Source organism: Chitinophaga chungangae (assembly GCF_017742215.1).
Taxonomy (GTDB): domain Bacteria; phylum Bacteroidota; class Bacteroidia; order Chitinophagales; family Chitinophagaceae; genus Chitinophaga; species Chitinophaga chungangae.
Genome location: NZ_JAGHKP010000004.1, coordinates 804,181 through 827,898, shown reverse-complemented (window position 1 = coordinate 827,898; position 23,718 = coordinate 804,181). Strand labels below are relative to the sequence as shown.

General features: G+C 53.5%; 23 protein-coding genes and 2 tRNA genes. 14 read left to right on the top strand and 11 right to left on the bottom strand.

All coding sequences use genetic code 11. The features are described from left to right. Entirely contained in the window at nucleotides 1-963 is a 963-nt protein-coding gene (locus tag J7I43_RS22915; RefSeq protein WP_209148283.1) for a YpdA family putative bacillithiol disulfide reductase, read from the top strand. On the opposite strand, the gene murB is transcribed toward J7I43_RS22915, so the two are convergent. Beyond that, nucleotides 956-1,969 (bottom strand): UDP-N-acetylmuramate dehydrogenase, encoded by a 1,014-nt coding sequence (gene murB / locus J7I43_RS22910; RefSeq protein ID WP_209148281.1) that lies wholly within the window; start codon nucleotides 1,967-1,969, stop codon nucleotides 956-958. The genes J7I43_RS22915 and murB overlap by 8 nt on opposite strands. Nucleotides 1,970-2,026: 57 nt before the next feature. Between murB and J7I43_RS22905 the strand changes: the two genes are divergently transcribed. Continuing rightward, on the top strand, nucleotides 2,027-2,668 hold the full coding sequence (locus tag J7I43_RS22905) for an NAD(P)H-binding protein (RefSeq protein ID WP_209148280.1): 642 nt from the start codon (nucleotides 2,027-2,029) through the stop codon (nucleotides 2,666-2,668). Nucleotides 2,669-2,670: 2 nt separating this feature from the next. Here the strand turns inward: J7I43_RS22905 and priA are convergent, their stop codons facing one another. Both priA and J7I43_RS22895 read right to left on the bottom strand, forming a co-directional pair. Then, complete coding sequence (priA, locus tag J7I43_RS22900; RefSeq protein WP_209148279.1) at nucleotides 2,671-5,118, bottom strand: replication restart helicase PriA; 2,448 nt, start codon at nucleotides 5,116-5,118, stop codon at nucleotides 2,671-2,673. Next, the gene (locus tag J7I43_RS22895) at nucleotides 5,115-5,879 is read right to left on the bottom strand and encodes a lysophospholipid acyltransferase family protein (protein ID WP_209148278.1); all 765 of its coding nucleotides are present in this window, start codon (nucleotides 5,877-5,879) and stop codon (nucleotides 5,115-5,117) included. Before J7I43_RS22895 ends, priA begins: the two co-directional genes overlap by 4 nt. Nucleotides 5,880-5,993: 114 nt before the next feature. On the opposite strand from J7I43_RS22895, the gene mtaB reads away from it, so the two are divergent. From mtaB to J7I43_RS22880, 4 genes are all read left to right on the top strand, one after another. Then, nucleotides 5,994-7,271 carry a tRNA (N(6)-L-threonylcarbamoyladenosine(37)-C(2))-methylthiotransferase MtaB gene (gene mtaB, locus J7I43_RS22890; protein ID WP_209148277.1) on the top strand — a complete coding sequence of 426 codons (1,278 nt, stop codon included), beginning with the start codon at nucleotides 5,994-5,996 and terminating at the stop codon, nucleotides 7,269-7,271. A 119-nt stretch (nucleotides 7,272-7,390) separates the two neighbouring features. Next, nucleotides 7,391-7,465: transfer RNA gene (locus tag J7I43_RS22885), tRNA-Val, on the top strand. A 296-nt stretch (nucleotides 7,466-7,761) separates the two neighbouring features. Beyond that, nucleotides 7,762-7,890, top strand: coding sequence for a hypothetical protein (locus tag J7I43_RS24895; RefSeq protein WP_262898824.1), 129 nt, complete (start codon nucleotides 7,762-7,764; stop codon nucleotides 7,888-7,890). A 69-nt stretch (nucleotides 7,891-7,959) separates the two neighbouring features. After that, a tRNA-Val gene (locus tag J7I43_RS22880) sits at nucleotides 7,960-8,034 on the top strand. Nucleotides 8,035-8,147: 113 nt separating this feature from the next. On the opposite strand, the gene J7I43_RS22875 is transcribed toward J7I43_RS22880, so the two are convergent. Then, entirely contained in the window at nucleotides 8,148-10,313 is a 2,166-nt protein-coding gene (locus J7I43_RS22875; protein ID WP_209148269.1) for a cation:proton antiporter, read from the bottom strand. A gap of 123 nt (nucleotides 10,314-10,436) precedes the next feature. Between J7I43_RS22875 and J7I43_RS22870 the strand changes: the two genes are divergently transcribed. Both J7I43_RS22870 and aat read left to right on the top strand, forming a co-directional pair. Continuing rightward, nucleotides 10,437-10,742 carry an ATP-dependent Clp protease adaptor ClpS gene (locus tag J7I43_RS22870; RefSeq protein ID WP_209148267.1) on the top strand — a complete coding sequence of 102 codons (306 nt, stop codon included), beginning with the start codon at nucleotides 10,437-10,439 and terminating at the stop codon, nucleotides 10,740-10,742. A gap of 1 nt (nucleotide 10,743) precedes the next feature. Then, the gene (aat, locus tag J7I43_RS22865) at nucleotides 10,744-11,391 is read left to right on the top strand and encodes a leucyl/phenylalanyl-tRNA--protein transferase (protein WP_209148265.1); all 648 of its coding nucleotides are present in this window, start codon (nucleotides 10,744-10,746) and stop codon (nucleotides 11,389-11,391) included. On the opposite strand, the gene J7I43_RS22860 is transcribed toward aat, so the two are convergent. Together J7I43_RS22860 and J7I43_RS22855 are read right to left on the bottom strand one after the other, a co-directional pair. Beyond that, nucleotides 11,386-11,775, bottom strand: coding sequence for a VOC family protein (locus tag J7I43_RS22860; RefSeq protein WP_209148263.1), 390 nt, complete (start codon nucleotides 11,773-11,775; stop codon nucleotides 11,386-11,388). The genes aat and J7I43_RS22860 overlap by 6 nt on opposite strands. A 102-nt stretch (nucleotides 11,776-11,877) precedes the next feature. Next, nucleotides 11,878-12,789 carry a hypothetical protein gene (locus J7I43_RS22855; protein ID WP_209148261.1) on the bottom strand — a complete coding sequence of 304 codons (912 nt, stop codon included), beginning with the start codon at nucleotides 12,787-12,789 and terminating at the stop codon, nucleotides 11,878-11,880. Nucleotides 12,790-12,897: 108 nt separating this feature from the next. On the opposite strand from J7I43_RS22855, the gene J7I43_RS22850 reads away from it, so the two are divergent. The 3 genes from J7I43_RS22850 to J7I43_RS22840 are packed head-to-tail and all read left to right on the top strand — an operon-like array spanning nucleotide 12,898 to nucleotide 15,857. Then, on the top strand, nucleotides 12,898-13,557 hold the full coding sequence (locus tag J7I43_RS22850) for a metal-dependent transcriptional regulator (protein WP_209148259.1): 660 nt from the start codon (nucleotides 12,898-12,900) through the stop codon (nucleotides 13,555-13,557). A gap of 8 nt (nucleotides 13,558-13,565) precedes the next feature. Then, nucleotides 13,566-15,446: an Nramp family divalent metal transporter gene (locus J7I43_RS22845; protein ID WP_209148257.1), complete on the top strand. Its 1,881-nt coding sequence runs from the start codon at nucleotides 13,566-13,568 to the stop codon at nucleotides 15,444-15,446. Nucleotides 15,447-15,467: 21 nt separating this feature from the next. Beyond that, complete coding sequence (locus tag J7I43_RS22840; RefSeq protein ID WP_209148255.1) at nucleotides 15,468-15,857, top strand: thioesterase family protein; 390 nt, start codon at nucleotides 15,468-15,470, stop codon at nucleotides 15,855-15,857. Here J7I43_RS22840 and J7I43_RS22835 read toward each other — a convergent pair. From J7I43_RS22835 to J7I43_RS22815, 5 genes are all read right to left on the bottom strand, one after another. Beyond that, the gene (locus J7I43_RS22835; protein WP_209148253.1) at nucleotides 15,852-16,583 is read right to left on the bottom strand and encodes a LytR/AlgR family response regulator transcription factor; all 732 of its coding nucleotides are present in this window, start codon (nucleotides 16,581-16,583) and stop codon (nucleotides 15,852-15,854) included. The two genes, J7I43_RS22840 and J7I43_RS22835, sit on opposite strands and share 6 nt — an antisense overlap. Beyond that, complete coding sequence (locus J7I43_RS22830) at nucleotides 16,558-17,625, bottom strand: sensor histidine kinase (protein WP_209148251.1); 1,068 nt, start codon at nucleotides 17,623-17,625, stop codon at nucleotides 16,558-16,560. Before J7I43_RS22830 ends, J7I43_RS22835 begins: the two co-directional genes overlap by 26 nt. Nucleotides 17,626-17,645: 20 nt before the next feature. Continuing rightward, a complete protein-coding gene (locus J7I43_RS22825) occupies nucleotides 17,646-17,999 on the bottom strand; it encodes a DUF4288 domain-containing protein (RefSeq protein ID WP_209148249.1) in 354 nt (117 codons plus the stop codon). Between the two features lie 82 nt (nucleotides 18,000-18,081). Continuing rightward, nucleotides 18,082-18,804 carry a LiaF transmembrane domain-containing protein gene (locus J7I43_RS22820; protein WP_209148247.1) on the bottom strand — a complete coding sequence of 241 codons (723 nt, stop codon included), beginning with the start codon at nucleotides 18,802-18,804 and terminating at the stop codon, nucleotides 18,082-18,084. Between the two features lie 125 nt (nucleotides 18,805-18,929). Beyond that, the gene (locus tag J7I43_RS22815; protein ID WP_209148245.1) at nucleotides 18,930-19,592 is read right to left on the bottom strand and encodes an FAD-binding oxidoreductase; all 663 of its coding nucleotides are present in this window, start codon (nucleotides 19,590-19,592) and stop codon (nucleotides 18,930-18,932) included. A gap of 128 nt (nucleotides 19,593-19,720) precedes the next feature. Between J7I43_RS22815 and icd the strand changes: the two genes are divergently transcribed. The 3 genes from icd (at nucleotide 19,721) to J7I43_RS22800 (ending at nucleotide 23,648) form a co-directional block, all read left to right on the top strand. Continuing rightward, nucleotides 19,721-20,986: an NADP-dependent isocitrate dehydrogenase gene (icd, locus tag J7I43_RS22810; protein ID WP_209148243.1), complete on the top strand. Its 1,266-nt coding sequence runs from the start codon at nucleotides 19,721-19,723 to the stop codon at nucleotides 20,984-20,986. 146 nt (nucleotides 20,987-21,132) lie between these two features. After that, nucleotides 21,133-22,365 (top strand): NADP-dependent isocitrate dehydrogenase, encoded by a 1,233-nt coding sequence (locus J7I43_RS22805; RefSeq protein WP_209148241.1) that lies wholly within the window; start codon nucleotides 21,133-21,135, stop codon nucleotides 22,363-22,365. Between the two features lie 155 nt (nucleotides 22,366-22,520). Continuing rightward, complete coding sequence (locus J7I43_RS22800) at nucleotides 22,521-23,648, top strand: TlpA disulfide reductase family protein (RefSeq protein ID WP_209148234.1); 1,128 nt, start codon at nucleotides 22,521-22,523, stop codon at nucleotides 23,646-23,648. Nucleotides 23,649-23,718 lie beyond the last annotated feature (70 nt).

The following is a 23,718-nucleotide window of genomic DNA, read 5'->3' as shown; positions in this document are numbered from 1 at the left end:
ATGACAAAGCAGGTACCGTTAATCATCATCGGCGGAGGGCCGATTGGGCTGGCATGCGCGCTGGCGGCGCAAAAGGAAGGACTGGACTATCTTATTCTCGAAAAAGGCTGTCTTGTAAACTCGCTGTACCGCTACCCGCTCAACATGACCTTTTTCTCCACCAGCGAACGGCTGGAAATAGGCGGCATTCCCTTCGTATCCAACAATGCGAAACCCACCAGGCCCGAAGCCCTGGAATATTACCGGCGGGTGGCGCTTTCAAAAGAGATCAATATCAACCTGTTCGAAAAAGCGGAAAGCATAAGATCAAACGGTGAAGGATATACGATAATTACCAATAAAGATCATTATTCCGCCAAAAACATCATCATCGCCACCGGCTTTTACGACATACCGAATTTGCTGAACATTCCCGGCGAAACATTGCCGAAGGTCACGCACTATTACAAAGACCCGCATTTTTACGCCACGCAGAAAGTGATCGTGGTCGGCGCGAACAATTCCGCGGTGGACGCGGCCCTGGAAACCTACCGCAAAGGCGCGGAGGTGACCATGGTGATCCGTGAAAACGAGATCGGGAAACGCGTGAAATATTGGGTGAAACCCGATATCGAGAACCGGATAAAAGAATGCAGCATCAAGGCGTACTTCCATTCCGTGCTCACGAACATCCGCGAAACGGAAGCGGACATACTCACACCGGACGGCGTTGTAACGGTAAAGAACGATTTTGTGATCGCGGCAACCGGCTACCAGCCAGATTTTAATTTTCTTGAAAGCACAGGCATCACGCTTTCCGAAGACGCGGTGCGCGCACCCGCCTACAACCCGGAGACGATGGAAACGAACCTTCCCGGCGTGTACCTGGCGGGCGTAGTGTGCGGCGGCATGAACACGCACATCTGGTTCATCGAAAATTCAAGGGAACATGCGGACAGGATCATCCGCCACATCGTTAAATAATATTCACTTCGCGCTCCAGCACAACACCGAATTTTTCCTTCACGCTGTCTACGATCTGCCACGACAGCTCCACCAGCTCTTCGCCCCTGGCATTGCCGTAATTCACCAGCACCAGCGCCTGCCGCGCGTGAACGCCCGCATCGCCGTTGCGGTAACCTTTCCAGCCGCTCTGTTCGATCAGCCAGCCAGCCGCCAGCTTGTAATGATCGCCGGGTAAAGGATAAGCCACGACGTTGGGGAACGCCAGCTTCAGTTCTTCGTATTTTTCTTTCGTCACCTCCGGGTTTTTAAAGAAACTGCCTGCATTGCCGATCTCTGCGGGGTTGGGGAGTTTGGAAGAACGGATATTGATCACCGCTTCGCTGACGGAGCGCACGGAAGGCGTTTTGCCCATGCGTTCCAGCTCCTGCTCGATGGCGCCGTAGCTGGTATTGAGCGTTGGTTTTTTGCTGAGTTTATAGATCACCTGGAGGATGGCGAACTGGTCTTTGTACTGCCGTTTGAACACGCTTTCGCGGTAACCGAAGGCGCAGGCTTCGCGGTTGAAGGATACCAGCGTATGTTCCTGCAAATGCAGCGCTTCCAGCTCTTCGAACACGTCTTTGATCTCCACGCCATATGCGCCGATGTTCTGCATCGGGCTGGCGCCCACGTTGCCGGGGATCAGGGAAAGGTTTTCAAGCCCCGCATACCCTTTTTCGATACAATGCATCACGAACTGGTGCCAGTTTTCACCCGCGCCTGCTTTTACGTATACATGCTCTTCATCTTCACTGACGGTATGAATGCCTTTGATCTCGTTTTTCAGCACCAGCCCGTCGAAATCCTTTGTGAGCAGGATGTTGCTGCCGCCGCCGAGAATGAGCTTCGGCGTGTATTTGAATTGCGGTCCGGCGAGAATTTCTTCCAGCGCCTCGCGGGAATGAAAAGCGGCGAAATACCGGGCCGTAGCGTCCAGGTTGAAGGTGTTGTATTGACGAAGCGAAACGTTTTCCTGTATCTTCATATTGACGTGTTCAAATGTCCTATCTTTAATATTAGAACAAATATAACTAACAATAAAATGCCGGGAACAGCAATTGTTATTGGAGCGACAGGGCTCACCGGGCAACACCTGGTAAAGCTGCTGCTTGAAAACAGCGATTACGGCACGGTTCGCACCGTTACCCGCAGGCCCCTTCCTTTCCAGCACCCCAAACTGGAACAAACCGTTCTTCAAATGGAAGACGATGCAGCACTGGAAACCGCGCTCAAAGGAGACGCACTTTTCTGCTGCATTGGCACCACCATCAAAAAAGCGGGCAGCCAGGCAGCTTTCACCGCCGTCGATCACGACATTCCCGTTCGCTGCGGGCGTATGGCCAGGAAAAATGGCGTTCCGCAATATCATCTCATGTCTTCGATCGGCGCCAGGCAGGGTGCGCGAAACTTTTATCTTCGCACCAAAGGCGCTACGGAAGAGGCTTTGGCAGGAATGAACTTTCCCGCGTTGTATATCTACCGGCCGTCCTTTTTAACGGGCAACCGCGGGGAATTTCGTTTCGGGGAACAGTTGAGCCAATGGCTGACGCCTGTGTTCAACTTTTTGCTGCGGGGGAAACTGAAAAAGTACAGGCCGGTAAAAGCGGCTGCCGTAGCGGAAACGATGGTAAAAAAATCAAAGGAGGACGAGGCGGGGATGCATACGGTTTATTTCCATCTCTAACGTTATTGCACGCAATCCACATCCGGTACAATGATCACGGAACGGAACTGTTTTTCTATCTGTAGCTGGGAGAAATATTCTTTCATAAGGTTTTTCACCTGCGCGATGCGTTTGGAATCGCGCGGCAGTTTGATCAGCATTTCCTGCAAATAAAAATCGCGCACTTTGCCCACCAGCGGCGCCGCGGGGCCTACCAGCTGCGCGCCCAGCTGAGGCCTGAGCCAATTGGCCAGTACCATCGCGGCTTGCTCTACCGTTTGTTGTTTTTTATGTTTGAGCGTTACTTTCACCAGCCTGAAAAACGGGGGGTACCCGAATTGCTCGCGCTCGGCGATCTCTGTTTCATACATGGCTTTGTAATTGTGCTCCACCACCTGCTGAAGAATATGATGCTGGGTCCTGCTGGCCTGTATCACCACTTTCCCCTGCCCGTCTTTCCTGCCCGCGCGGCCGCTCACCTGCTCCATCAGCTGGAAGGCGCGTTCGTTCACACGGAAGTCCGGGTAACTCAGCAGGCTGTCTGCGCTTAAGATGCCCACGAGGTTCACGTTCTCGAAATCCAGTCCTTTCACCACCATCTGCGTGCCCACGAGTATGTCTATCTCGCGCTGCTCCAGTAGCTGGATCATTTTGTTATGACTGTCTTTGTTGCGGATCGCGTCCATGTCCATCCGCGCGATACGGGCGGTGGGAAACATTTCCTGCAGGTCTTCCTCGATCTTTTCCGTACCGAAATTTTTCGGCAGCAGCGTCTGGCTGCCGCAGGCGGCGCAGGTGTAGATGTAGGGATAACGTGTGCCGCAATAATGACAACTCAGTTTATCCTGGTGTTTATGATAGGTGAGCGAAACGTCGCATTGTTTGCAGTTCGGTATCCAGCCGCAGGTGGTGCAGAGCAGGAAAGGCGCGTAACCGCGGCGGTTCTGGAACAGGATCACCTGTTTCTGCGCTTCCAGCGTGCGGTGTATCTGCTGGCGCAGCACCGATGTAAAATTGTTCACCACTTCTTTCAGCGCCAGTTCCTTTTTCAGGTCCACGATCTCGATCTGCGGCATGGCGATGCCCCCGAAACGTTCGTTCAGTTCCACCAGCCCGTATTTACCCTGCTTCGCATTGTAATAACTTTCCAGCGCGGGCGTGGCGGAGCCCATCAATACTTTCGCATTGAACAGGCCGGCGTAATAGATCGCCGCATCGCGGGCATGGTAACGGGGCGCAGGCTCCTGCTGTTTGAAAGAAGCATCGTGTTCCTCATCGAGGATGATGAGGCCGAGGTCACGGAAAGGCAGCAGCAGGCTGCTTCTTGCACCGAGCACAATGCGGATGTCGCCGTTCTTCACTTTGTTCCATATCTCCACCCTTTCGTTGTTGGAAAAACGGGAATGATAAATGCCGATCTGCCCGCCGAAATGTTTCTGCAACCGCCGGATGATCTGCGCCGTAAGCGCGATTTCCGGGAGCAGGTACAACACCTGTTTGCCTTTTTGCAGCGCTTCTTCCATCAGCTTCACATAGATCTGCGTTTTACCGCTCGACGTTACGCCGTGCAGCAGCGTCACCTGTTTTTCCGCGATGCTGGCTCTCACTTCCGCCAAAGCTTTTTCCTGGGCGGGACTAAGATCGAAGTTGAGCATGGTTTCCACCTTCCCCATTGGAATGCGGTCGACGGTACGTTTCTCCACGCGCAATACCTGTTTGTCCACCAGGCCTTTCAACTGCGCGGCGGAAGCGCCGGATTTTTTCAGCAGCTCGGATTGCAGCACGTTGCCCTGCGTTTTGAGCAAATGCAGGTAAGCCAAAAGCAGCTCCATTTGTTTGGGCGCGCGCGCCAGCTCGTCGAACAGCGGGGCCAGGGCCTCATCCCCTTCGTATGCGGGGTTGAGCAGTATGTAATTTTCTTTTTTCTCTTTGTAGACTTCTTTCAGCTCCTCGTACACGAGGCATACCTTTTTTTCGATCAGGTTTTTGATCACACTGTACACGTCGGAGCGGTCGAGGACGAGCTGCACTTCGCCGATGCGCAGTTCTTTCCGCATCAGCAAAGCTTCCGCCACGAGGTATTCATAATCGTCGAGGGAAGAAAAATCATCGCCGAACGCATCGTTGTACATCAGGATGGTTTCGCTGGAAAGTTTGAGGTGAGCGGGAAGGGCGGCGTTGAGCACATCGCCTTCGTTGCACATGTAATATTGCGCGATCCATTCCCAGAACGCAAGCTGGGTGGGGTATACCACCGGCTCTTTGTCCAGCAGGTCCATAATGGGCTTGGTTTTGTAAGCCGAAGGCGCCTGTTCGTGAACGGATTTTACGATCCCCGCGTACTTCTTCTGTTTGCCGAGCTGTACGGCCACGCGGCTGCCGGGCTGAATAGCGGCCTCCATTTCGGGCGGTACGGCGTAGGTGTAATTCCTGGGAAGTGCAAGGGGTAATATTACGTCTGCATATTTCATATTGCCTGTAAGGCAGGATAGTTATGATATTTTCTGAGTTCTTCGTCCATCATGTGGCGTATCTGCTTTTTGAGCTGCGGAACGTCTTCCATCGTAAGGCCCTGCACGGGCACGACGGGAAGGAATACCACGCGGCAGGGGCCGGGGTTGAGAGACATGAATTTTATTTTCGCCAGGCGGTCGTGGTTGTCCACATAAATCACCGGCCTGATATCGGTCTGTGTTTCAATGGCGATCCTGAAAGCGCCGCTGTGAAAGGGCAGCAGGGGCTGATCGGTTTCGTTGGTGGTGCCTTCCGGGAAAATGAGCAGTGAAACGCCCTGGCGGATCATGTAGAGCATGTCGCGCATGCTCTGGGCGCGACCTTTGGCGGTGGAGCGGTTCACCGGCACCACGGAGCGGCTGTAGATCAGCCCGAACAGCGGGATGCGGCTCAGCTCGCTTTTGCCCAGCGGCCTGAAAGGCAGCGGCATCACTTTTACGGCAAGCGCGGCGTCGAGGTAAGAAGAGTGATTGGCGAGGTAAATGAGCGGCCGGTCTTCATGCGGGGTGACCCATTTTTTCGTCACCCTGATACCCGTAGCGGGGAACCAGACGTGCGCCCAGAAACGAAGGAAATAAAAAACGACATTTCCTCCCTTCACTTTCCCGAAGAAAGCCACCAGCACGATGGGGGGAAGTATCAGGAACATGATACCCAGCCATACGATCAGGGCATAAAGGCTGTACAAAGCCTGGAAACATTTCGATAGCACGCGCATAAAAACCGGAAAGATACAGAATTATGGCCTCAGCCGCAACAATCCGGCATACATAACGAACAAATATCATACCTGCGGCGGAAATCGCCTGAATGTCGTACCTTTGCCATCCTTATGACAGCGGCAAAATCAGTAGCTTTTCATACGCTCGGCTGTAAGCTGAACTTTTCCGAGACCTCCACCATCAGCAGGATGCTCGAGAAAGACGGGTTCGTCAAAAAAGATTTTGACGAAACGGCCGACGTGTACGTGATCAATACCTGCTCCGTGACGGACAATGCGGACAAGGAATGCCGGCAGCTGGTGCGCCGCATCCAGCGCCGCGCGCCCGAAAGCCTGGTGGTGATCACCGGGTGTTACGCCCAGCTGAAACCGAAGGAGATCGCCGAAATACCGGGGGTAGACCTGGTGCTGGGAGCCGCCGAAAAATTCAATATCGCCGATCATATCCGCGAGCTGGCCAAAGGCGACAGCGCGAAGATCTGCTCCTGCGACATAGAAGACGTTCACACTTTCCATACTTCCTGGTCGGTAAACGACCGTACCCGTACTTTCCTGAAAGTGCAGGACGGCTGCGACTACAATTGTTCCTTCTGCACCATTCCCATGGCCCGGGGCATTTCCCGCAGCGACAGCGTGGCCAACGTAGTGGCGAGCGCCCGCGAACTGGCGGCCGGCGGCGTGAAAGAGATCGTGCTGACCGGGGTGAACCTGGGCGATTTCGGAAAAGGTTTTGAAGGCGGCAAAAAACGCGAAGAAACCTTTTTTGAGCTGGTGCAGCAGCTGGACGAAGTGGAAGGCATTGAACGTTACCGTATTTCCAGCATCGAGCCCAACCTGCTCAGCAACGAGATCATCGAATTTGTGGCGGGCAGCAAACGGTTCATGCCGCATTTCCACATCCCGCTCCAAAGCGGCAGCAACGAGGTGCTCGCCCTGATGCGCCGCCGTTACCGCCGCGAACTGTACGCCGAAAAAGTAGGGCTTATCAAACAGTTCATGCCGCATTGCAGCATCGGGGTAGACGTGATCGTCGGTTTCCCTTCCGAAAGCGATGCGCATTTCCGCGAAACCTACGACTTCCTGCACGGGCTGGACGTGTCTTACCTGCACGTGTTCACTTATTCGGAAAGAGATAATACCCACGCCCTTGGCATCAAGCCGGTGGTGCCGGTACAGGTGCGGCACGAAAGGAACAAGGCGTTGCGGAACCTGAGCCATAAAAAGCTGCAGTATTTCACCGAACAGCATACGGGGCAAACCCGGAGGGTGCTGTTTGAAAAACACAGCAAGGAAGGAATGATGGAAGGTTATACTGATAACTACATCAAAGTGATGACGCCTTACCGCGAAGAATGGGGTAACCGCATCGTGGAATGGAACCTGCGGTAGTGGCGGATTTCAGCTGAAGAAAAAGATACGGGGCTGAAAGTTTTTCAAAAAAAATTTGGCAGAATAAAAATAGTTTTTACCTTTGCAATCCCATCGAACGAAAAGCGTTCAAACACAATGGGAGCTTAGCTCAGCTGGTTCAGAGCATCTGCCTTACAAGCAGAGGGTCGACGGTTCGAATCCGCCAGCTCCCACGAATAAAAGGCCGTTTCAGCAGGTTTGCCGGAACGGCCTTTTTGTTTCTTCCTCCTTCCTGCCTTCTTCATTTCTTTGCCCAATACGTTATAATTTTTTATAATAGTCTTTATATCGTATCACTATCAACAAGGTGTTCACCCTTGGGATAAAAGCCGGTTCAGCGACTATTCCGGCCCGCCCGGCCGCAGCCGCCATTCCGCCAACGCGCAGATCGGTTACGAGCACAAACCCTGGGCCTCGGCACATCTTCCGGCTGTATGTTTCCGTTCAAAAATCGCTGCTGCAAAAAAGAATGACCCTCCGTTTTTCGATCGACAATCTCGCCAACATCACCAATTACCTCATGCCCTCGCAGCCCGGCCGTGTACTGATGACGGGCGTTGAATGGCAGTTCCGGAAACGCGCCGCCGTCGCTCCCTGAAAAAATTTTTCCCGGTTGGTTGATTTTGAAATTTTTGTCTATATATTTGCACCCTCTTACAGCGTTAACGGGAGCTTAGCTCAGCTGGTTCAGAGCATCTGCCTTACAAGCAGAGGGTCGACGGTTCGAATCCGCCAGCTCCCACAGTATAAAAAGAGGTGTCCTTACAGATACCTCTTTTTTATTTGCCTGAAGCATAAAAAAAACGGTTGCATCATCACTGGCGCAACCGTTTTTATTTCAGGATAAAAGAGTAATTATTCTTCCCCGTTTTCCTTTTGCGGCCCTTTAAAAATCTTCGTCACCGCTTTCCGGATCTTGTTGATGTTCCGCAATTGTTCCTGGATGGGCATCAGCGTGATGTCGCCGTCCTGGATGCCCGGTTCGCTGTTTTCGGCGGTGCGTTGTTCGGGATATACGAGGATGAGGTTGTTGTCTTTAAAATGACGCCGCAGCCGCTGCGGCACTCCTTCGAGGTAAGCCTGGTAAGAAAGCGTGCCTTTACGCGCTGAAACCGCCACCACCAGGTCGTCTCTCGAAATGTCGCGCGCCAGTACGAGGAAGTCTTCCGGGTTTTCGAGATTTTTGTACGTAAGCTCCACGCTGATCTTATTTTCCGCGATAAAACGCTGCACGCCTTGCTGCGTCTGCTTGCCGCCGTACGCCACGATCCGCGCCCCTGCCTGTTTTGCAAGCAGCACGATTTTCTGCATATAATGTTCGAAACCCAATTCGTATTCCGTGTTGCGCGGCAGAATGAGCACGAGTTTTTTGGTGGTGCTTAACGGGTGACCGAAATCGCAGACGTACACCGTTTCCCAAACGCTTTGCAGCACATTGTCTGTAGTGCTTCCGAAAAACGAGCCGATCAGGCGTTCGGTGGCGCTGGTTTTGTCGCTCCAGCCCAGGATCACGTCTGATATCAGCAATTCTTTCACCGCGCGGGAAATGCCGTCGGTAACGTTGAGGTCTACACGCGTCACGATCTGCACTTTGTTTTCCGACGCGGCGGCGTGCATCACTGCTTTTTCCATCATTTTATTGGCGGCGTAGATCTTTTCGCGCGCTTCCTCATCGTCCTGCACCACTACCATGGGGTAAACAGGCGGGCCGTTGCCCGGGGCTTTCACCATCAATGCAAAGTCGATCAGCGGTTCCATTTTTTCCGGGTGCGCAACGGGAATGAGGAATCGTTCAGGCCCGCCCGCCATTTCCGGTTTTTTCTCCGCTTCGCGTATCGCCAGTTTTCGGCCGGCGCTTTCGGTAACAAAAGAACCTACCATGCAGGTGATCAATATCAGTACCACCGTGCCGTTCAGCACATGTTCGTCGATGATGCCCATTTTATAACCGATCAGTATCACCGCGATGGTAGCGGCGGCATGCGAGCTGCTGAGGCCGAATATCACGTTACGCTCCGTGGCGGTGTAACCGAAGGAAAGCTGCGTAAAAAACGCCGCGAGCCATTTGCTGGCCAGCGCCATGGCGGTGAGCGACCCGGCGATGATGAGCGCTTCCGGCCCTTTCAGCAACACTTTCAGGTCTACGATCATGCCCACGGAGATCAGGAAGAACGGGATAAAGATGGCGTTGCCGACAAATTCCACGCGGCTCATCAGCGGCGAGGTGTGCGGTATCAGCTGGTTGAGCGCCAGTCCCGCGAGGAACGCGCCGATAATGCCTTCCACCCCGGCCAGTTCGGCCAGGAATGCAGCGAGGAACACCAGCGCCATCACAAAAATGAAATGCGTGGTTTTATCGTCTTTGATCTTTTTGAAGAACCAGCGGCCCACGAACGGAAATCCCCACAACACCACGAACGCGAACACGGCGAGGGAAATGCCGAGCTGCAGCCAGAAAGCCGCATTGAGATTGCCTGCTTCAGCCCCGGTGATCACCGCAAGGATAAGCAGCACGGCCGTATCGGTGATGATGGTGCCGCCCACGGCCACGGTAACGGCCTCCACTTTGGATATGCCAAGCCTGCTGGCAAGCGGATAAGCCACCAGCGTATGCGTGGCGAACATGCTCGACACCAGCAGCGAGGCCATCAGGTTGAAATGCAAAAGGTAGGTGCAGAGCAAATACCCGAGCACCAGCGGGATACAAAATGTGAACGCGCCGAAAACCAGGCTGCGGTGGCGGTTCTTGCGGAATTCCGTCATGTCCAGCTCGAGGCCGGCCAGGAACATGATGTACAGCAATCCCGCGTTGCCAAAGAGATTGATGCTGCCTTTTTCAATGATCTTGAACCCATGGTCGCCGATGGCCATGCCCGCCAATATCAGCCCGATAATGCTGGGTATCCTGAACTTCCGCAGCACGATCGGCGCAAGCAGGATGATGAACAGCACCAGCGAAAAAATGGGGATCGGGTCCTTCAGCGGCAGGCTGAAATGCATAAATAAATCCAAACCTTTCATCTACTTATATTTATCTTTTGTCTCATGAACAACCGGGTTCATAACCGTTAATTTACGACCATTCCCGCAAAACGGGCGGCATCCTTAAAAAAATGTAACTTTGCGGAAATAGTCAGTGTAATCATGATTTATACGGGAACAGGCGTATCCGTCCAGGAAGAGGTGGAAACGCTGGTGGAAACAGCAGAACAATTCCCCTTTTCCATCATAGTCTGGAATGATGATTTCAACACTTTCGACTGGGTGATCCAGTCGTTGATCGAAGTATGCGGCCATACGGCCGAACAAGCGGAACAATGCGCCCTCATCATCCATCACAACGGCAAATACGCCGTTAAAAAAGGCGCTTTCGACGACCTGAAACCGATGTGCGAAGCCCTGCTGGACAGGGGCATCAGCGCCACCCTCGAAGAAACCGTCGTACCATAAAATGCCCCTTTTTTACCTTCCCGACAACGAACTGGTATTTCCACCGCTGTCGCTGGCCGAGCCGGACGGGCTGCTGGCCGCGGGGGGCGACCTTAGCATGGAACGGCTGCTGCTGGCATACCGCTCCGGCATTTTCCCCTGGTACAACCGCAAACCCATTCTCTGGTGGGCGCCCGACCCGCGGTTCGTGCTTTTTCCTTCGGAACTGAAAGTATCCCACAGCATGAAACAGGTGCTGAAAAAAGGGCAATTCCATATCACGTACAACCAGGCTTTCCCTGAAGTGATCAGCAATTGCCGCAGCATCGAACGCGACGGGCAGAACGGTACCTGGATCACCCGCGATATGATAGAAGCTTACACACGGCTACACGACGCCGGCTACGCCCTGTCTGTAGAATGCTGGGAAAACGGTCAGCTGGCAGGCGGGTTGTACGGCGTGAAGATCGGGAAATGTTTTTTCGGGGAGAGCATGTTCTCCAAAACCAGCAACGCTTCCAAAGCGGCGTTCATCACTTTTGTGCAGGAACATGCCAGCGGGCTGGAGGTGATAGACTGCCAGGTGCATACGCATCACCTGGCCTCGTTGGGGGCGAGGTTCATCAGCCGCGTGAGTTTTGTGGACATCGTGCAGCGTTACGCTTTATAATTTTTCTTCCGCGGGCGGCTCCCACAATTCGATCTTGTTGCCTTCGGGGTCCAATATCCAGCCGAACTTGCCGTATTCGAACTCCTGTATCTCCCCCACCACCTGCACGCCTTCCGCTTTCAGCGTTTCGATCAGCTCCGCGAGATTTTCCACGCGGTAATTGATCATGAACGGCTTTTTGCTCGGACTGAAATAATCCGTGTCTTTTTTCATCGCGCTCCATTGCGTCATTCCCTTTTTTTCAGGATCGTGCTCGTCGCGCCACCCGAAGGAAGCGCCCCATTGGGTCACCGGCAGCCCGAGATGTTTGCCGTACCATTCGTTCATCGCAGCGGGATCTTCGCATTGGAAAAAGATCCCGCCGATGCCTGTAACACGTGTCATCGGTTCATTTTTTTCCTTTTAAGGGGCCCGATGGAACCTTACGGTGTCATCGGTTTATTTTTTCTTTTTAAGGGGCCGATGGAACTATCGGCCGCATCGGCGTTATTTACTTTTTTTCCTGACGAACGTTCCCTCGAACATACATCTGATGCCGCGGTACGCGCCGCAGCCCGTTTCGCGGATGGTCACGCGGCCGCTGCTGAATTTGAAATCGAGAATGCAGGAGGATTGTTTATCACGGAACTGGCCGGTGGTAGCGGAAGTGAAACGGCCGGTACCGTCCAGCTCCCCGATGCATTCGCCTTTGTCGCGGGAGAAATGTATGAAGAAAAGAAATTCTTTAGCCGTTTCGCCGTCGCGGACAGACACGATGTTTTCGCCGGACATATAATTACCGGAAAATTTGTGTTTGCGCGGCAGCGTATCGATCGGGTTGTACAGCCCGCCCACCGGTTCGGTGGAATTGGTGAGAATGAGCGCCAGGTTGCCGTCTTCCTCCGCGGCGTACACGTCTTCCCGGATGCTTTTGGAAGCGGTTTCCGTAGTTACTTTGATGGCAAGCCTTTTATCGACGCTGAAACCCATGCGTTTGCCCTTTGTGTTCCGCGCTACGAGATGGCGGCCGAGAAATTCGCCGTTTTTATTGAACATCACCAGCCACGCGGCCGCGCCCGATCTTGCGCTGCCTTCCACCACCAGGATGTCGAACTGCCGGTTGGGAGGCTGAATGAGGCCCAGTGCGAAAAACTTCGGTTTTTCCGCAGCGGCGAACACGCCTTTGGCGAGCGTATCGGGGAGAAATTGTTTTACCACCCTGGCTTTCAGCGCGATGCTGTCCGGCTGCCGGATGCCGAGGGAATCCGCGTCCCAGCGGAAGGTCAAAGCCGCTTCGGGGAAAAGCCGGCGGAAATCGGGATAGGTCAATGCCTGCTCTTCATCGCCAGTTGCCGGTTTAGGCTTTGATTTACAAGCCGTCATAAAAACGATCAGTGCCAGGAGTAGGATTCTGCTCATATCTTGTTGTAATTGAGCGAAAAGGTAATTATTATTTCATATATCTCACAGTTATTTCAATTTCCGGAAAATATTATTTAGATTTGTCTAAATTATATTTTAGAGACTATGAATTTGACGGTAGCGGAAGAGAATTATATCAAGAGCATTTACAAGCTGCAGGACGGGCAGGCGGTGGTGAGCACCAACGCCATCGCTTACGAGCTGGACACGAAGCCGGCTTCGGTGACGGACATGGCGAAGAAGCTGAAGGAAAAAAAACTGATCGATTATGAAAAATACCAGGGCATCAGTCTTACCGCCGAAGGCAAACGCATTGCCCTGCAGATCGTGCGCAGGCACCGGCTTTGGGAATGTTTCCTGGTAGAGAAATTATCGTTCAGCTGGAACGAGGTACATGAGATCGCGGAGGAGCTGGAGCATGTGCGCAGTGAAAAACTCATCAACCGCCTCAGCGAATTTCTCGGCAACCCCACTACCGACCCGCATGGCGACCCCATCCCCGACGCGCAGGGAAAATTCAGCAAAACCAAACAGCTCATATCGCTCGACAAAGCCACCGCCCGACGACTGGAAGTGGCCGGAGTGGCCGATCAGAGCTCGGCCCTGCTGGAATTCCTCAACGCAAAAGGCATCAGGCTGGGCACGCAGATAGATGTGATAGAACGGTACGAGTTCGATAATTCGGTAGAGATCAAGATACGCAACCAGCCCGCTTTCACCATCAGCGAGCAGGTTTCCAAAAACATCATGGTGAAAACATTGTAAGTAGAGAAATGAAACTCCAGGACCACGCAGCATCACTCAGCGAAGTAAATCAAAGCGTAGATACCACCGTTCCTCATAAATCCGGCTGGCGGAAGGCGCTGGCCTTTTTCGGCCCCGCGTACCTTGTAAGCGTGGGGTATATGGACCCGGGCAACTGGGCCACCGACCTCGCAGGCGGGAGCAAATACGGCTACACGCTGCTGTGGGTGCTGCTGATGAGCAACATGATGGCGTTGCTGCTGCAAAGCCTCAGCGCCAGGCTGGGCATTGTGCGCGGGCGCGACCTTGCGCAGGCCAACCGCGAAACCTATCCCGCTCCCGTTAACTTTATATTGTACATTCTTGCGGAGATCGCCATTGCGGCTACGGACCTTGCGGAAGTGCTGGGCATGGCCATCGGCATACAATTGCTTACGGGGCTGCCGCTGATGTGGGGCGTGGGCCTCACCGTGCTGGACACCTTCCTGCTGCTGCTGTTGCAACGTTACGGAATCCGGAAAATGGAAGCGTTTATTATCGCGCTGGTGGCTATCGTCGGCACTTCGTTCCTGGTGGAACTGCTGCTGGCCAAACCTCCCATGGGCGAAGTGGTGACCGGCTTCGTGCCTTCCCTGCCGGACGATACGGCGCTGTACATCGCCATCGGCATTATCGGCGCCACCGTGATGCCGCATAATCTCTACCTGCATTCGGCACTGGTGCAAACGCGCAAGATCAAAAAAACGGACGAAGGCATCCGTCATGCGTTAAAGATCAATTTTCTCGATACCACCATCGCGCTGAACCTTGCTTTTTTTGTGAACGCGGCCATTCTTATTCTGGCGGCCACCGTTTTTTATAAAGCCGGTCATACCGAAATAGCCGACCTCCACGAAGCGCACCGCATGCTGGAACCATTGCTGGGCACACGTTTGGCGCCGATACTTTTTGCAGTGGCGCTGATCGCGGCGGGGCAGAGCTCTACCGTAACGGGCACGCTGGCGGGGCAGATCGTGATGGAAGGATATTTGCGGCTGCGCATCAATCCCTGGCTGCGCAGGCTGCTTACGCGGCTGGTAGCCATTATTCCCGCGCTGATCGTGATATGGGTTTCGGGCGAAGAAAAGATCGGGCAGCTGCTGGTGTTCAGCCAGGTGCTGCTGAGCCTGCAGCTTGGGTTTGCGGTGATACCGCTGATCCATTTCGTGAGCGACAAACACACCATGGGGGCCTTCGCCATCAAACCGCTGGTGAAAGTGCTGGCCTGGCTGATCTCTTCCGTGCTGGTGTACCTGAACGTAAAAATGGTTTGGTCGCAGGCGAGCGATTTTATGAGCGGCAGCGGCGCCTTGTGGGCGAACGCGCTGATCGTGCTGATCAGTTTCGGGTTTCTTTTATTGCTTTTGATCACGGTGATCTATCCCTGGCTGAGCCGCTACCGCATGGAACGTTCCGCGCGCATGCACCCCACGAAGGTAACGCTCGGCAACCTGGAAGCGCCGGCGTACAAACGTATCGCCATGGCGCTTGACTTTTCGAAGAACGATGAAAAGATCATTGCCAACGCGCTCGCGCAAGGCAGGCCCGATACGGAATACGTGCTTATTCACATCGTGGAAAGCGCTTCCGCGCGGTATTTCGGCAAGGAAGCGGATGATTTCGAAACGCGTAAAGACCAGGAACAGCTGGATACTTATCTTACCCTGCTGGCGGGCCGCAACATCCGCGCGAAAGGCGTGCTGGGCTACCGTCACCGCGCGAAAGAGATCGTGCGCATCGTGAAGGCGGAAGAGGCGGACCTGCTCGTGCTCGGCGGGCACGGCCATACCGGCATCAAAGACTGGATCTACGGCGAAACGGTGAACTATGTGCGGCATTACGTGCACATTCCCGTGCTGGTGGTGCAATAAAAAAGACCGTCAATCAAACATATGCTGCAAACATTCAAACCCGGAGACGTTAAAACGTTCGAGCGGCAGGTAACGAAAGCCGACTGCGCCCTGTTCGACAGCGGGCCCGTTCATCCCGTATACGCCACCTTTGCGCTGGCCCGCGATGCGGAATGGTGCTGCCGTTTGTTTGTGCTGGAAATGAAAGAGGAAGACGAAGAAGGCATCGGCACGATGCTGAGCGTTCAGCATGTAAGCCCTGCCCCGGAGGGGGCGGTGGTATTGTTTACCGCCACGGTAAAGTCCCTCCGGGGCAATGAGATCATCTGTTCGTTCGAAGCCCGCTGCGGGGAGCGGCTGATCGCTTCGGGGGAACAGGGGCAGAAGATATTGAAGAAAACAAAGCTGGAAAATCTCTTCCGCGCTTTATAAACCCAATACCTCCTTCAGTTTCGGGTAACCGGTTTTGCTGACCAGCACCTTGCTGCCGTCGCGCAATATAGCCAGGTAAGTTTCTTTTTCGTAAGGGTCTATCCGCGTGATCTGGCTCAGGTTGAGGATGTAAGAGCGGTGTACGCGGATGAACTGCTGCGGGTCGAGCATCTTTTCAAAAAATGCCATCGTTTTGTTTTTCAGGAAGCTGCCTTCGCCGGTCACGATCTTCACATAATCGTCCGCCGCTTCGAGGTAATGAATGTCCTGTACGGGAATGATCTTGATCTTGCCGTTGATCTTCACCACCACGCGGTTGTGCTGCATGGGCACTTCGCGGGCGGCGTTCTCCAGGAAATCGGCCGTGATCTCCGTCTTGCGTTCCAGCATCTTTTGCAATGCCTTGTCGAAGCGGTCTTTGGAGAACGGTTTCAGCAGGTAATCCACCGCGTTCACTTCGAAAGCGCGCAGCGCGTATTCTTCAAAAGCAGTGGTGAATATCACGCAGGGAATTTTATCGACCAGCTCCAGCATTTCAAAACCATTGATCTTCGGCATCTGGATGTCGAGAAAGATCAGGTCGGGCTGATGCTGCTGGATCGCCTTCAGCCCTTCAAACCCGTCGTTGCACTCGGCTGCCACTTCTATCTGCGGATAAGCCTGCAGGTATTCTTTCACCAGTTCGCGGGCCAGCGGTTCGTCATCTATCAGTATTGTCTTTATCATGCAATTGCGGTACTTTGATCAGGGTGGTAAAAATATGCCCGTCCACGCGCGTTTCCAGGAGGTCTTGCCGGGCAAAAAGCAGGTACAGCCTCCGGCTGATGGAGCTGAGCCCGAAACCCGTGCCCTGCCAGGACTGCTGTTGCAGCGAAGGGTCGAACGGGTTGGAGACGGACACCATCAGTACGCCCTGTTCCTGCCATGCTTTGATCACGATCGTGATCGCTTCCGTAGTATCGTACAGCCCGAACTTGATCGCGTTCTCCACTACGGGCTGGAGAAGCATGGGCGGTATCTGCAGCGGCGAAGCGTCTTCGCTTTGCTGTATGTCGGTGCTGAGCCGGTGACGGAAACGCACCTTTTCGATATCGAGGTATAACTGAAGGTATTGTAATTCTTCCCTTAACGATATCCACAGCTGGTCTTCCTTTTTCAGCGTGCCGCGTAAAAAATCGCTGAGCTTCTGGATCATCTGCCGGGCTTCTTCGGGCCTGAGCGTAACAAGCGCGTTGATAGAATTAAGGCTGTTGAACAGGAAGTGCGGCTGCAGTTGCTGGCGGAGCTTGTACAGTTCTGCTTCCTTCGCCATTTTTTCCGCGGCTTCCTTTCTGGCCAGGGCGGCGCGGTGCTCGTCCATTTCGTACAGGAAAAAGCTGATGAAACCGGTGCCGGTGATGATGAGCCAGCCGAGCGCGAAACGCACTGGCAGCGTGTCGTTCAGCCAATCCATATAATCCGTTATGGAACCGAAAATGCTGCGTAGCGACCAGTATACGCTCACCAGCCAGATCACGCTGACGGTGGCGGTGAGCAGGGCGACGAACACATACTTGCCTTTCACGGGCCGGTAATAGGCGAGCATTTGCGTGATGCAGGCGGCGAATACGGCCAGCAGGCTGTTGTGAAACCCACTGTCTGCCCAGGCGAGCGGCATCGGTATATCGAGCCAGAGATGCAGGATGATGGCGTGCATCTGGACAAATACGCATACACCGGTGATGAACGTCCAGCGGAATTGCGTTTCTTTCAGCAAATGTGTAGCCAAACGGATGCAGTTTTTACAGGTTATACATTCAGCTCAAAGAACTTCTGCGATTGCAGCTGCGCCGCTTTCATCTGCAGCAGGGCCACGTAGCTGTTGGCATTTTCGGGCTCTTCCACGCGGGAATACAGCTCCATGCCGTCTTTCAGCTCGTCCAGCGCGCTCAGCTCCGGCACGTTGATAAAACGCCATTCCACCAATTCCTGTTTCTGGTTGCGGAAAGCGTATTGCTCCTGCTCGCCGATCTCCACGGCTTTTTTCCAGGCTTCTTTTTTATTGACCGCACTGATCAGGCGCAATTGCTCGTCGAACTGCGGGAGGTGCTCGCCCTTTCCGCAGATAATCTGGTACACGATCTTCGCTACGAACCAATACATGTTTTAACGGTTTACTGGTATGAATAAGGATGGATGGGAGTTAACAATATCAATGAACAAAAACGAATGGCGGAAAAAGAGACTAATAACTTTTCAGATCTACTCCCCCGAACGTGCAGGAACCTTTCAGCACCAGCACTTTGTTGGAGGGCATTGCGGGGGGGATGGCGCGTTTATCTTCAATACCGCCGAACACGGTGGACACGTCCATCTTCACGTCCCAGTTGCTGGGCACTACGATCTCCACACTGCCGAACAGCGTTGTGATGTCGAGCACCGCTTCGCCCTGGATGTCTGCCTGGGTGAAATTCAGCTCGGTACCGCCGAATACGGTGGTGATGGCGCCTCCCTGGAAGTTTTTGGACAGGATCATCTTGTTCGTGCCGCTGAAGATGGTGGTGCTTTGGATATAGTCGTCGCTGTTGCGCACCATACCTTCCGCCATCACTTCTTCATACCGCTGCCTGCGGCTGGCTGCTTTCCCGATCATATACACGCCCACCACGATGAGGGCGCTCGGGAAAATAAAGCGGCGGAGGTTCCAGTCTACCGGCAAAATTTCCCCTACCAGGAAAACGCAGCCAACGAACGTAACGATGAACCAGGCAATGCCCTGGAACTTATTCTTCACGCCCATCAGGAAACCGACGGCCACGAGGATCATCGGCCAGGAAAAGAGCCAGTCGGGTATTTCGAGGCCCGCCTTTCTCAGGAATATAAAAAGACCTATACAGAGCACGATCACACCGGCCCAAAGACCGCCGCCGCCTGCGCTGTTATTTTGTTGACGATTAAGCCTGCTCATAAATTGTAGTGTTTTTGATTTTTTTTATGATACAAATCTACTTCCGGCCGGTTTGCATCACAATACCGCTTAGGCAGGGAGGGGTCAATTACCGGTAAAAGGGGGGAAATCGCCGGTGAAAATGTTTACAGCTCCACGATGATGGATTCGCCGCCCAATTTGCGGATCAGCGGCTGCAGATCGGCCACCATGGCATCTGGCCCGCAGATATAAAAGTGCTGGCGGAAGTTTTTCACCTTGTCGCGCAGGTACACTTCGTCTACATAATGATGGTCGTAGCCCGGGAAAGCCTCGTCTGTAAGGGTGTTGATGAAATTTTTGCCGAGCATGGCCCTGAATTCGTTTTCCAGGATAATGTCCTCACGGGTCTTGTTGGAAAATATCAGTTTATTGCCGCCCGTTTTCCCTTCTTTATGCAGCTGGCGGAAAATGGCGATAAAAGGGGTAACGCCCGCGCCCCCGGCGATAAAAACGCCTTCGCCCTTGTACTGGATGGCGCCCCAGGGATCGTGCAGGATAAGGCTGTTGCCGGTCTTGAGCTGACCCAGCTGATGGGTCATGCCGGGATGGTCGTCGTAGATCTTGATGGTGAACTCCAGGGTGTCCCACTCGTTCAGGGCGGTAAAAGTGAAGGGCCGGAGCTCTTTTTCCCAGCCGGGAAGGTTCACGGCCACATCGGTGGCCTGGCCGGGTATAAACGTGTAACCGGCGGGTTTTTGAAGGGTAAAACGCTTTACGTTGTGAGTAACGGGGGTTATATCTAATATTGAAACAATATGTTCAGCCATAGCTCCTTGATTTTCGGGTGCAACAATTCTCCTCCGAATTTAAGGTAATTATCACAATTCCGGGGTACAGGCCACGGTCAAATGTCATACCTTTGCGAAGCATTTATGAAATAATAACACAGCAATATATGCCGGCAGAAAAAATTCAGATGATCAACGGGCAGATCAAGGTCCCTGCCCATCCTATTATTCCGTTCATAATCGGCGACGGTATTGGTCCCGATATCTGGCGCGCCAGCGTGAGAGTATTCGACGCGGCGGTGGAAAAAGCCTATGGCGGCGAACGGAAAATCGAGTGGAAAGAAGTACTGGCTGGCGAAAAGGCTTACCAGGAAACAGGCGAATGGCTGCCTAAAACCACCCTCGACGCGCTGAAGGAATACCTCGTGTCTATCAAAGGCCCCCTGACCACCCCGGTGGGCGGCGGCATCCGCTCGCTGAACGTAGCCATGCGCCAGGAGCTTGACCTGTACGCCTGCGTGCGCCCCGTGCGCTGGTTCAACAAAGTACCTTCGCCGGTGAAACATCCCGAGAAGGTAGACATGGTGATCTTCCGCGAGAATACCGAAGACATTTACGCCGGCATCGAATACATGTACGGCACGGAAGGCGCTGAAAAACTGCTCAAATTCCTCACGGAAGAACTGGGCGTGAAACAGATCCGTTTCCCCGACACCTCGTCCCTCGGCATCAAGCCCGTGTCCAAAGAAGGCACCGAAAGGCTGGTGCGCGCGGCCATCAAATACGCCATCGAGCACAAACGGCCGACCGTTTCCATCGTACACAAGGGCAACATCATGAAATTCACCGAAGGGGGCTTCAAAAACTGGGGCTACGAGTTGGCGGTGCGCGAATTTGGCGACTACGTGTATACCTGGGAGCAATGGGAAAAGACCAAAAAAGAGAAATCCGAGGAAGAAGCCAACCGCGAGCTGAAAGTAGCGCAGGCGCACAATAAGATCATCATTAACGACGTGATCGCCGACAACTTCCTGCAGCAGATCCTCCTGGCGCCGCAGGAATATTCCGTGATCGCCACGCTGAACCTCAACGGCGACTATATCTCCGACGCGCTGGCGGCGGCGGTGGGCGGCATCGGCATTGCGCCGGGCGGGAACATCAACTACACTACCGGCCACGCCGTATTCGAAGCCACGCACGGCACCGCGCCCCGCTTTGCGAATACCGACACAATGAACCCCTCTTCCGTGATCCTTTCCGGCGTAATGATGCTGGAATACATGGGCTGGAAAGAAGCGGCGGATATTATCGTGCACGGCCTCAGCACGGCCATTATGCGCAAACGCGTAACGATCGATTTCTACAAGCTGATGGACGATGCCACCCTCGTGAAATGCAGCGAGTTTGCAGACGAGATCATCAAGCAGCTGTAAACAGCAGGAATTTAATGCAACGGATTGCAAAATTCGGCGGGTATGTGTTATCTTTCGAAACTGTAATCAAATCATTTGATAAAAAAACGTAATCTAATCAACCGGTTACGTATTTTGAAATTGGCTGTAATAAAAATTAAAAACTGATGTCACAAAAAATCAAAGTTGCAAACCCTGTGGTTGAACTGGATGGCGACGAAATGACGCGGATCATCTGGAAGTTCATTAAAGACAAACTGATCACTCCTTATCTGGAACTGGATATTAAATATTTCGACCTCGGAATGGAGCACCGCGACGCCACCAACGACCAGGTGACCGTAGACGCCGCCAACGCGATCAAACAATACAGCGTGGGTATCAAATGCGCGACCATTACGCCCGACGAAGAGCGCGTGAAAGAGTTCAAGCTGAAACAAATGTGGAAGTCGCCCAACGGCACCATCCGTAATATCCTCGATGGCACCGTGTTCCGCGAGCCCATCGTTACCAAAAACGTGCCCCGCCTCGTTCCCAACTGGACCGCTCCCATCTGCATCGGCCGTCACGCGTTCGGCGACCAGTACCGCGCCACTGACTTCGTGACCAAAGGCAAAGGCAAGCTCACTATCAAATTCGAAGGCGAGAACGGCGAAGTGATCGAGCATGAAGTATACAATTTCAAAGGCGACGGCGTTGCGCTGGCGATGTACAATACCGACGAATCTATCCGCGGCTTCGCACGCTCCTGCTTCAACCAGGCGCTGATGAAAAAATGGCCGCTGTATCTCAGCACCAAAAACACCATCCTGAAAAAATACGATGGCCGTTTCAAAGATATTTTCGAAGAGATCTTCCAGAACGAATTCAAAGCCGAGTTCGACAAAGCGGGCCTCACTTACGAGCACCGCCTGATCGACGACATGGTGGCCTCCGCGCTGAAATGGAACGGCAATTTCGTATGGGCCTGTAAAAACTACGACGGCGACGTACAGTCAGACACCGTTGCGCAGGGTTTCGGCTCTCTCGGCCTCATGACCTCCACCCTGGTTACGCCCGACGGTAAAACGATGGAAGCGGAAGCCGCCCACGGCACCGTTACCCGTCACTACCGCGACCACCAAGCCGGTAAACCCACTTCCACCAACCCCATCGCCTCCATCTTCGCATGGACGCGCGGCCTGGAATTCCGTGGCAAGCTGGATGGCAACCAGGAACTGATCAACTTCTGCCACGCACTGGAACAAGTGTGCGTAGAAACCGTTGAAAGCGGTAAAATGACCAAAGACCTGGCCGTTTGTATCCATGGCAACAAAGTAGAGCATGGCAAACATTACCTCTACACCGAAGAGTTCCTCTCCGAGCTGGACACAGCGCTGAAAGCGAAACTCGGCAAATAAAACAATGCTTTTTTCAGCATAACGGCGGCCTCCCACAGAGGCCGCTTTTTTTATTCCCCCAAAACCGCTGCACATCCGTATTCCCGGCCGCTCAAACATGTTTTTACGAGATTATCGTAAGTTCTTGCTACATTTATCCTCAAACCAAGCCAATCATGAAAAAGTATTTTTTATTGCCGGCATTGTTGCTGCCGGCCCTGGTACACGCCCAGGAATCTTACACCATTAAAGGCAAAGTGGGCGCCTACAATGCGCCTGCGAAGGCGTACCTGCAGTATGTGAAAGAAGGAAAAAGAGCCCTGGATTCCGCCGCGGTGGAAAACGGCGCATTCACTTTCAGCGGCACCGTGCCCAGCCCCTCCTCCGCTTTGCTGGCGTTCAGCTACGGCCCCGGCACGCCCCGCGAGATCGCGCAGAAATCCAGCGTGAGCATTTATTTGGAAAAAGGCGACATCCTGGTGCAGAGCCAGGACAGCATGCACAACGCCACCGTTAAAGGCGGCGCAAACAATGCGGACAACACCGAGCTGAACACCCTGTTGAAATCCGTCAACGAACGCAACGGCGCGCTGATGGTGAAATACTATGGCGCTACGCCCGAACAGCAGAAAGACGAAGCTTTCAGGGAAGGTGTAATGGCGGAAGCCCGGAAAATTGACGCAGACCGCGAAGAAATACAGAAAAAATTCCTGGAAACCCACACCAGCAGCGTGGTAGCGCTGGACGTGGTGAAACAGATGGCAGGCGGCACGCCCGATTATGCTGAAATATATCCCCAGTTCGCCAGACTCAGCAAGGAAGTACGCGAAAGCGAATCGGGCAAAACCTACGAAGAGTACCTGAACAAAATAAAGGCAGTCTCCCTCGGCGCGGTAGCACCCGATTTCACGCAGAACGACACAGAGGGAAAACCAGTTTCACTGGCTTCGTTCCGCGGCAAATACGTGCTGATCGACTTCTGGGCGAGCTGGTGCGGTCCCTGCCGCCAGGAAAACCCGAACGTGGTGAAAGCGTATAACGCTTACAAAGACAAAAACTTCACCATCCTCGGCGTTTCACTCGACCAATCAGGCGCCAAAGACAAATGGCTGAAAGCGATCGCAGACGACAACCTCACCTGGACGCATGTTTCAGACCTGGAATACTGGAATAACGCGGTGGCCAAACAATACGCAGTGCGCTCCATCCCGCAGAATTTCCTGATCGACCCGCAAGGCAAGATCGTTGCGAAAAACCTGCGCGGCGAAGAGCTCGACAAAAAACTCGCGGAACTGCTGCACTAGCGTGTTTCCAGCAATAAAAAGGGCCGGTCAGTAATGCCGGCCCTTTTTATGTTATGTCGTCTTAAAATAC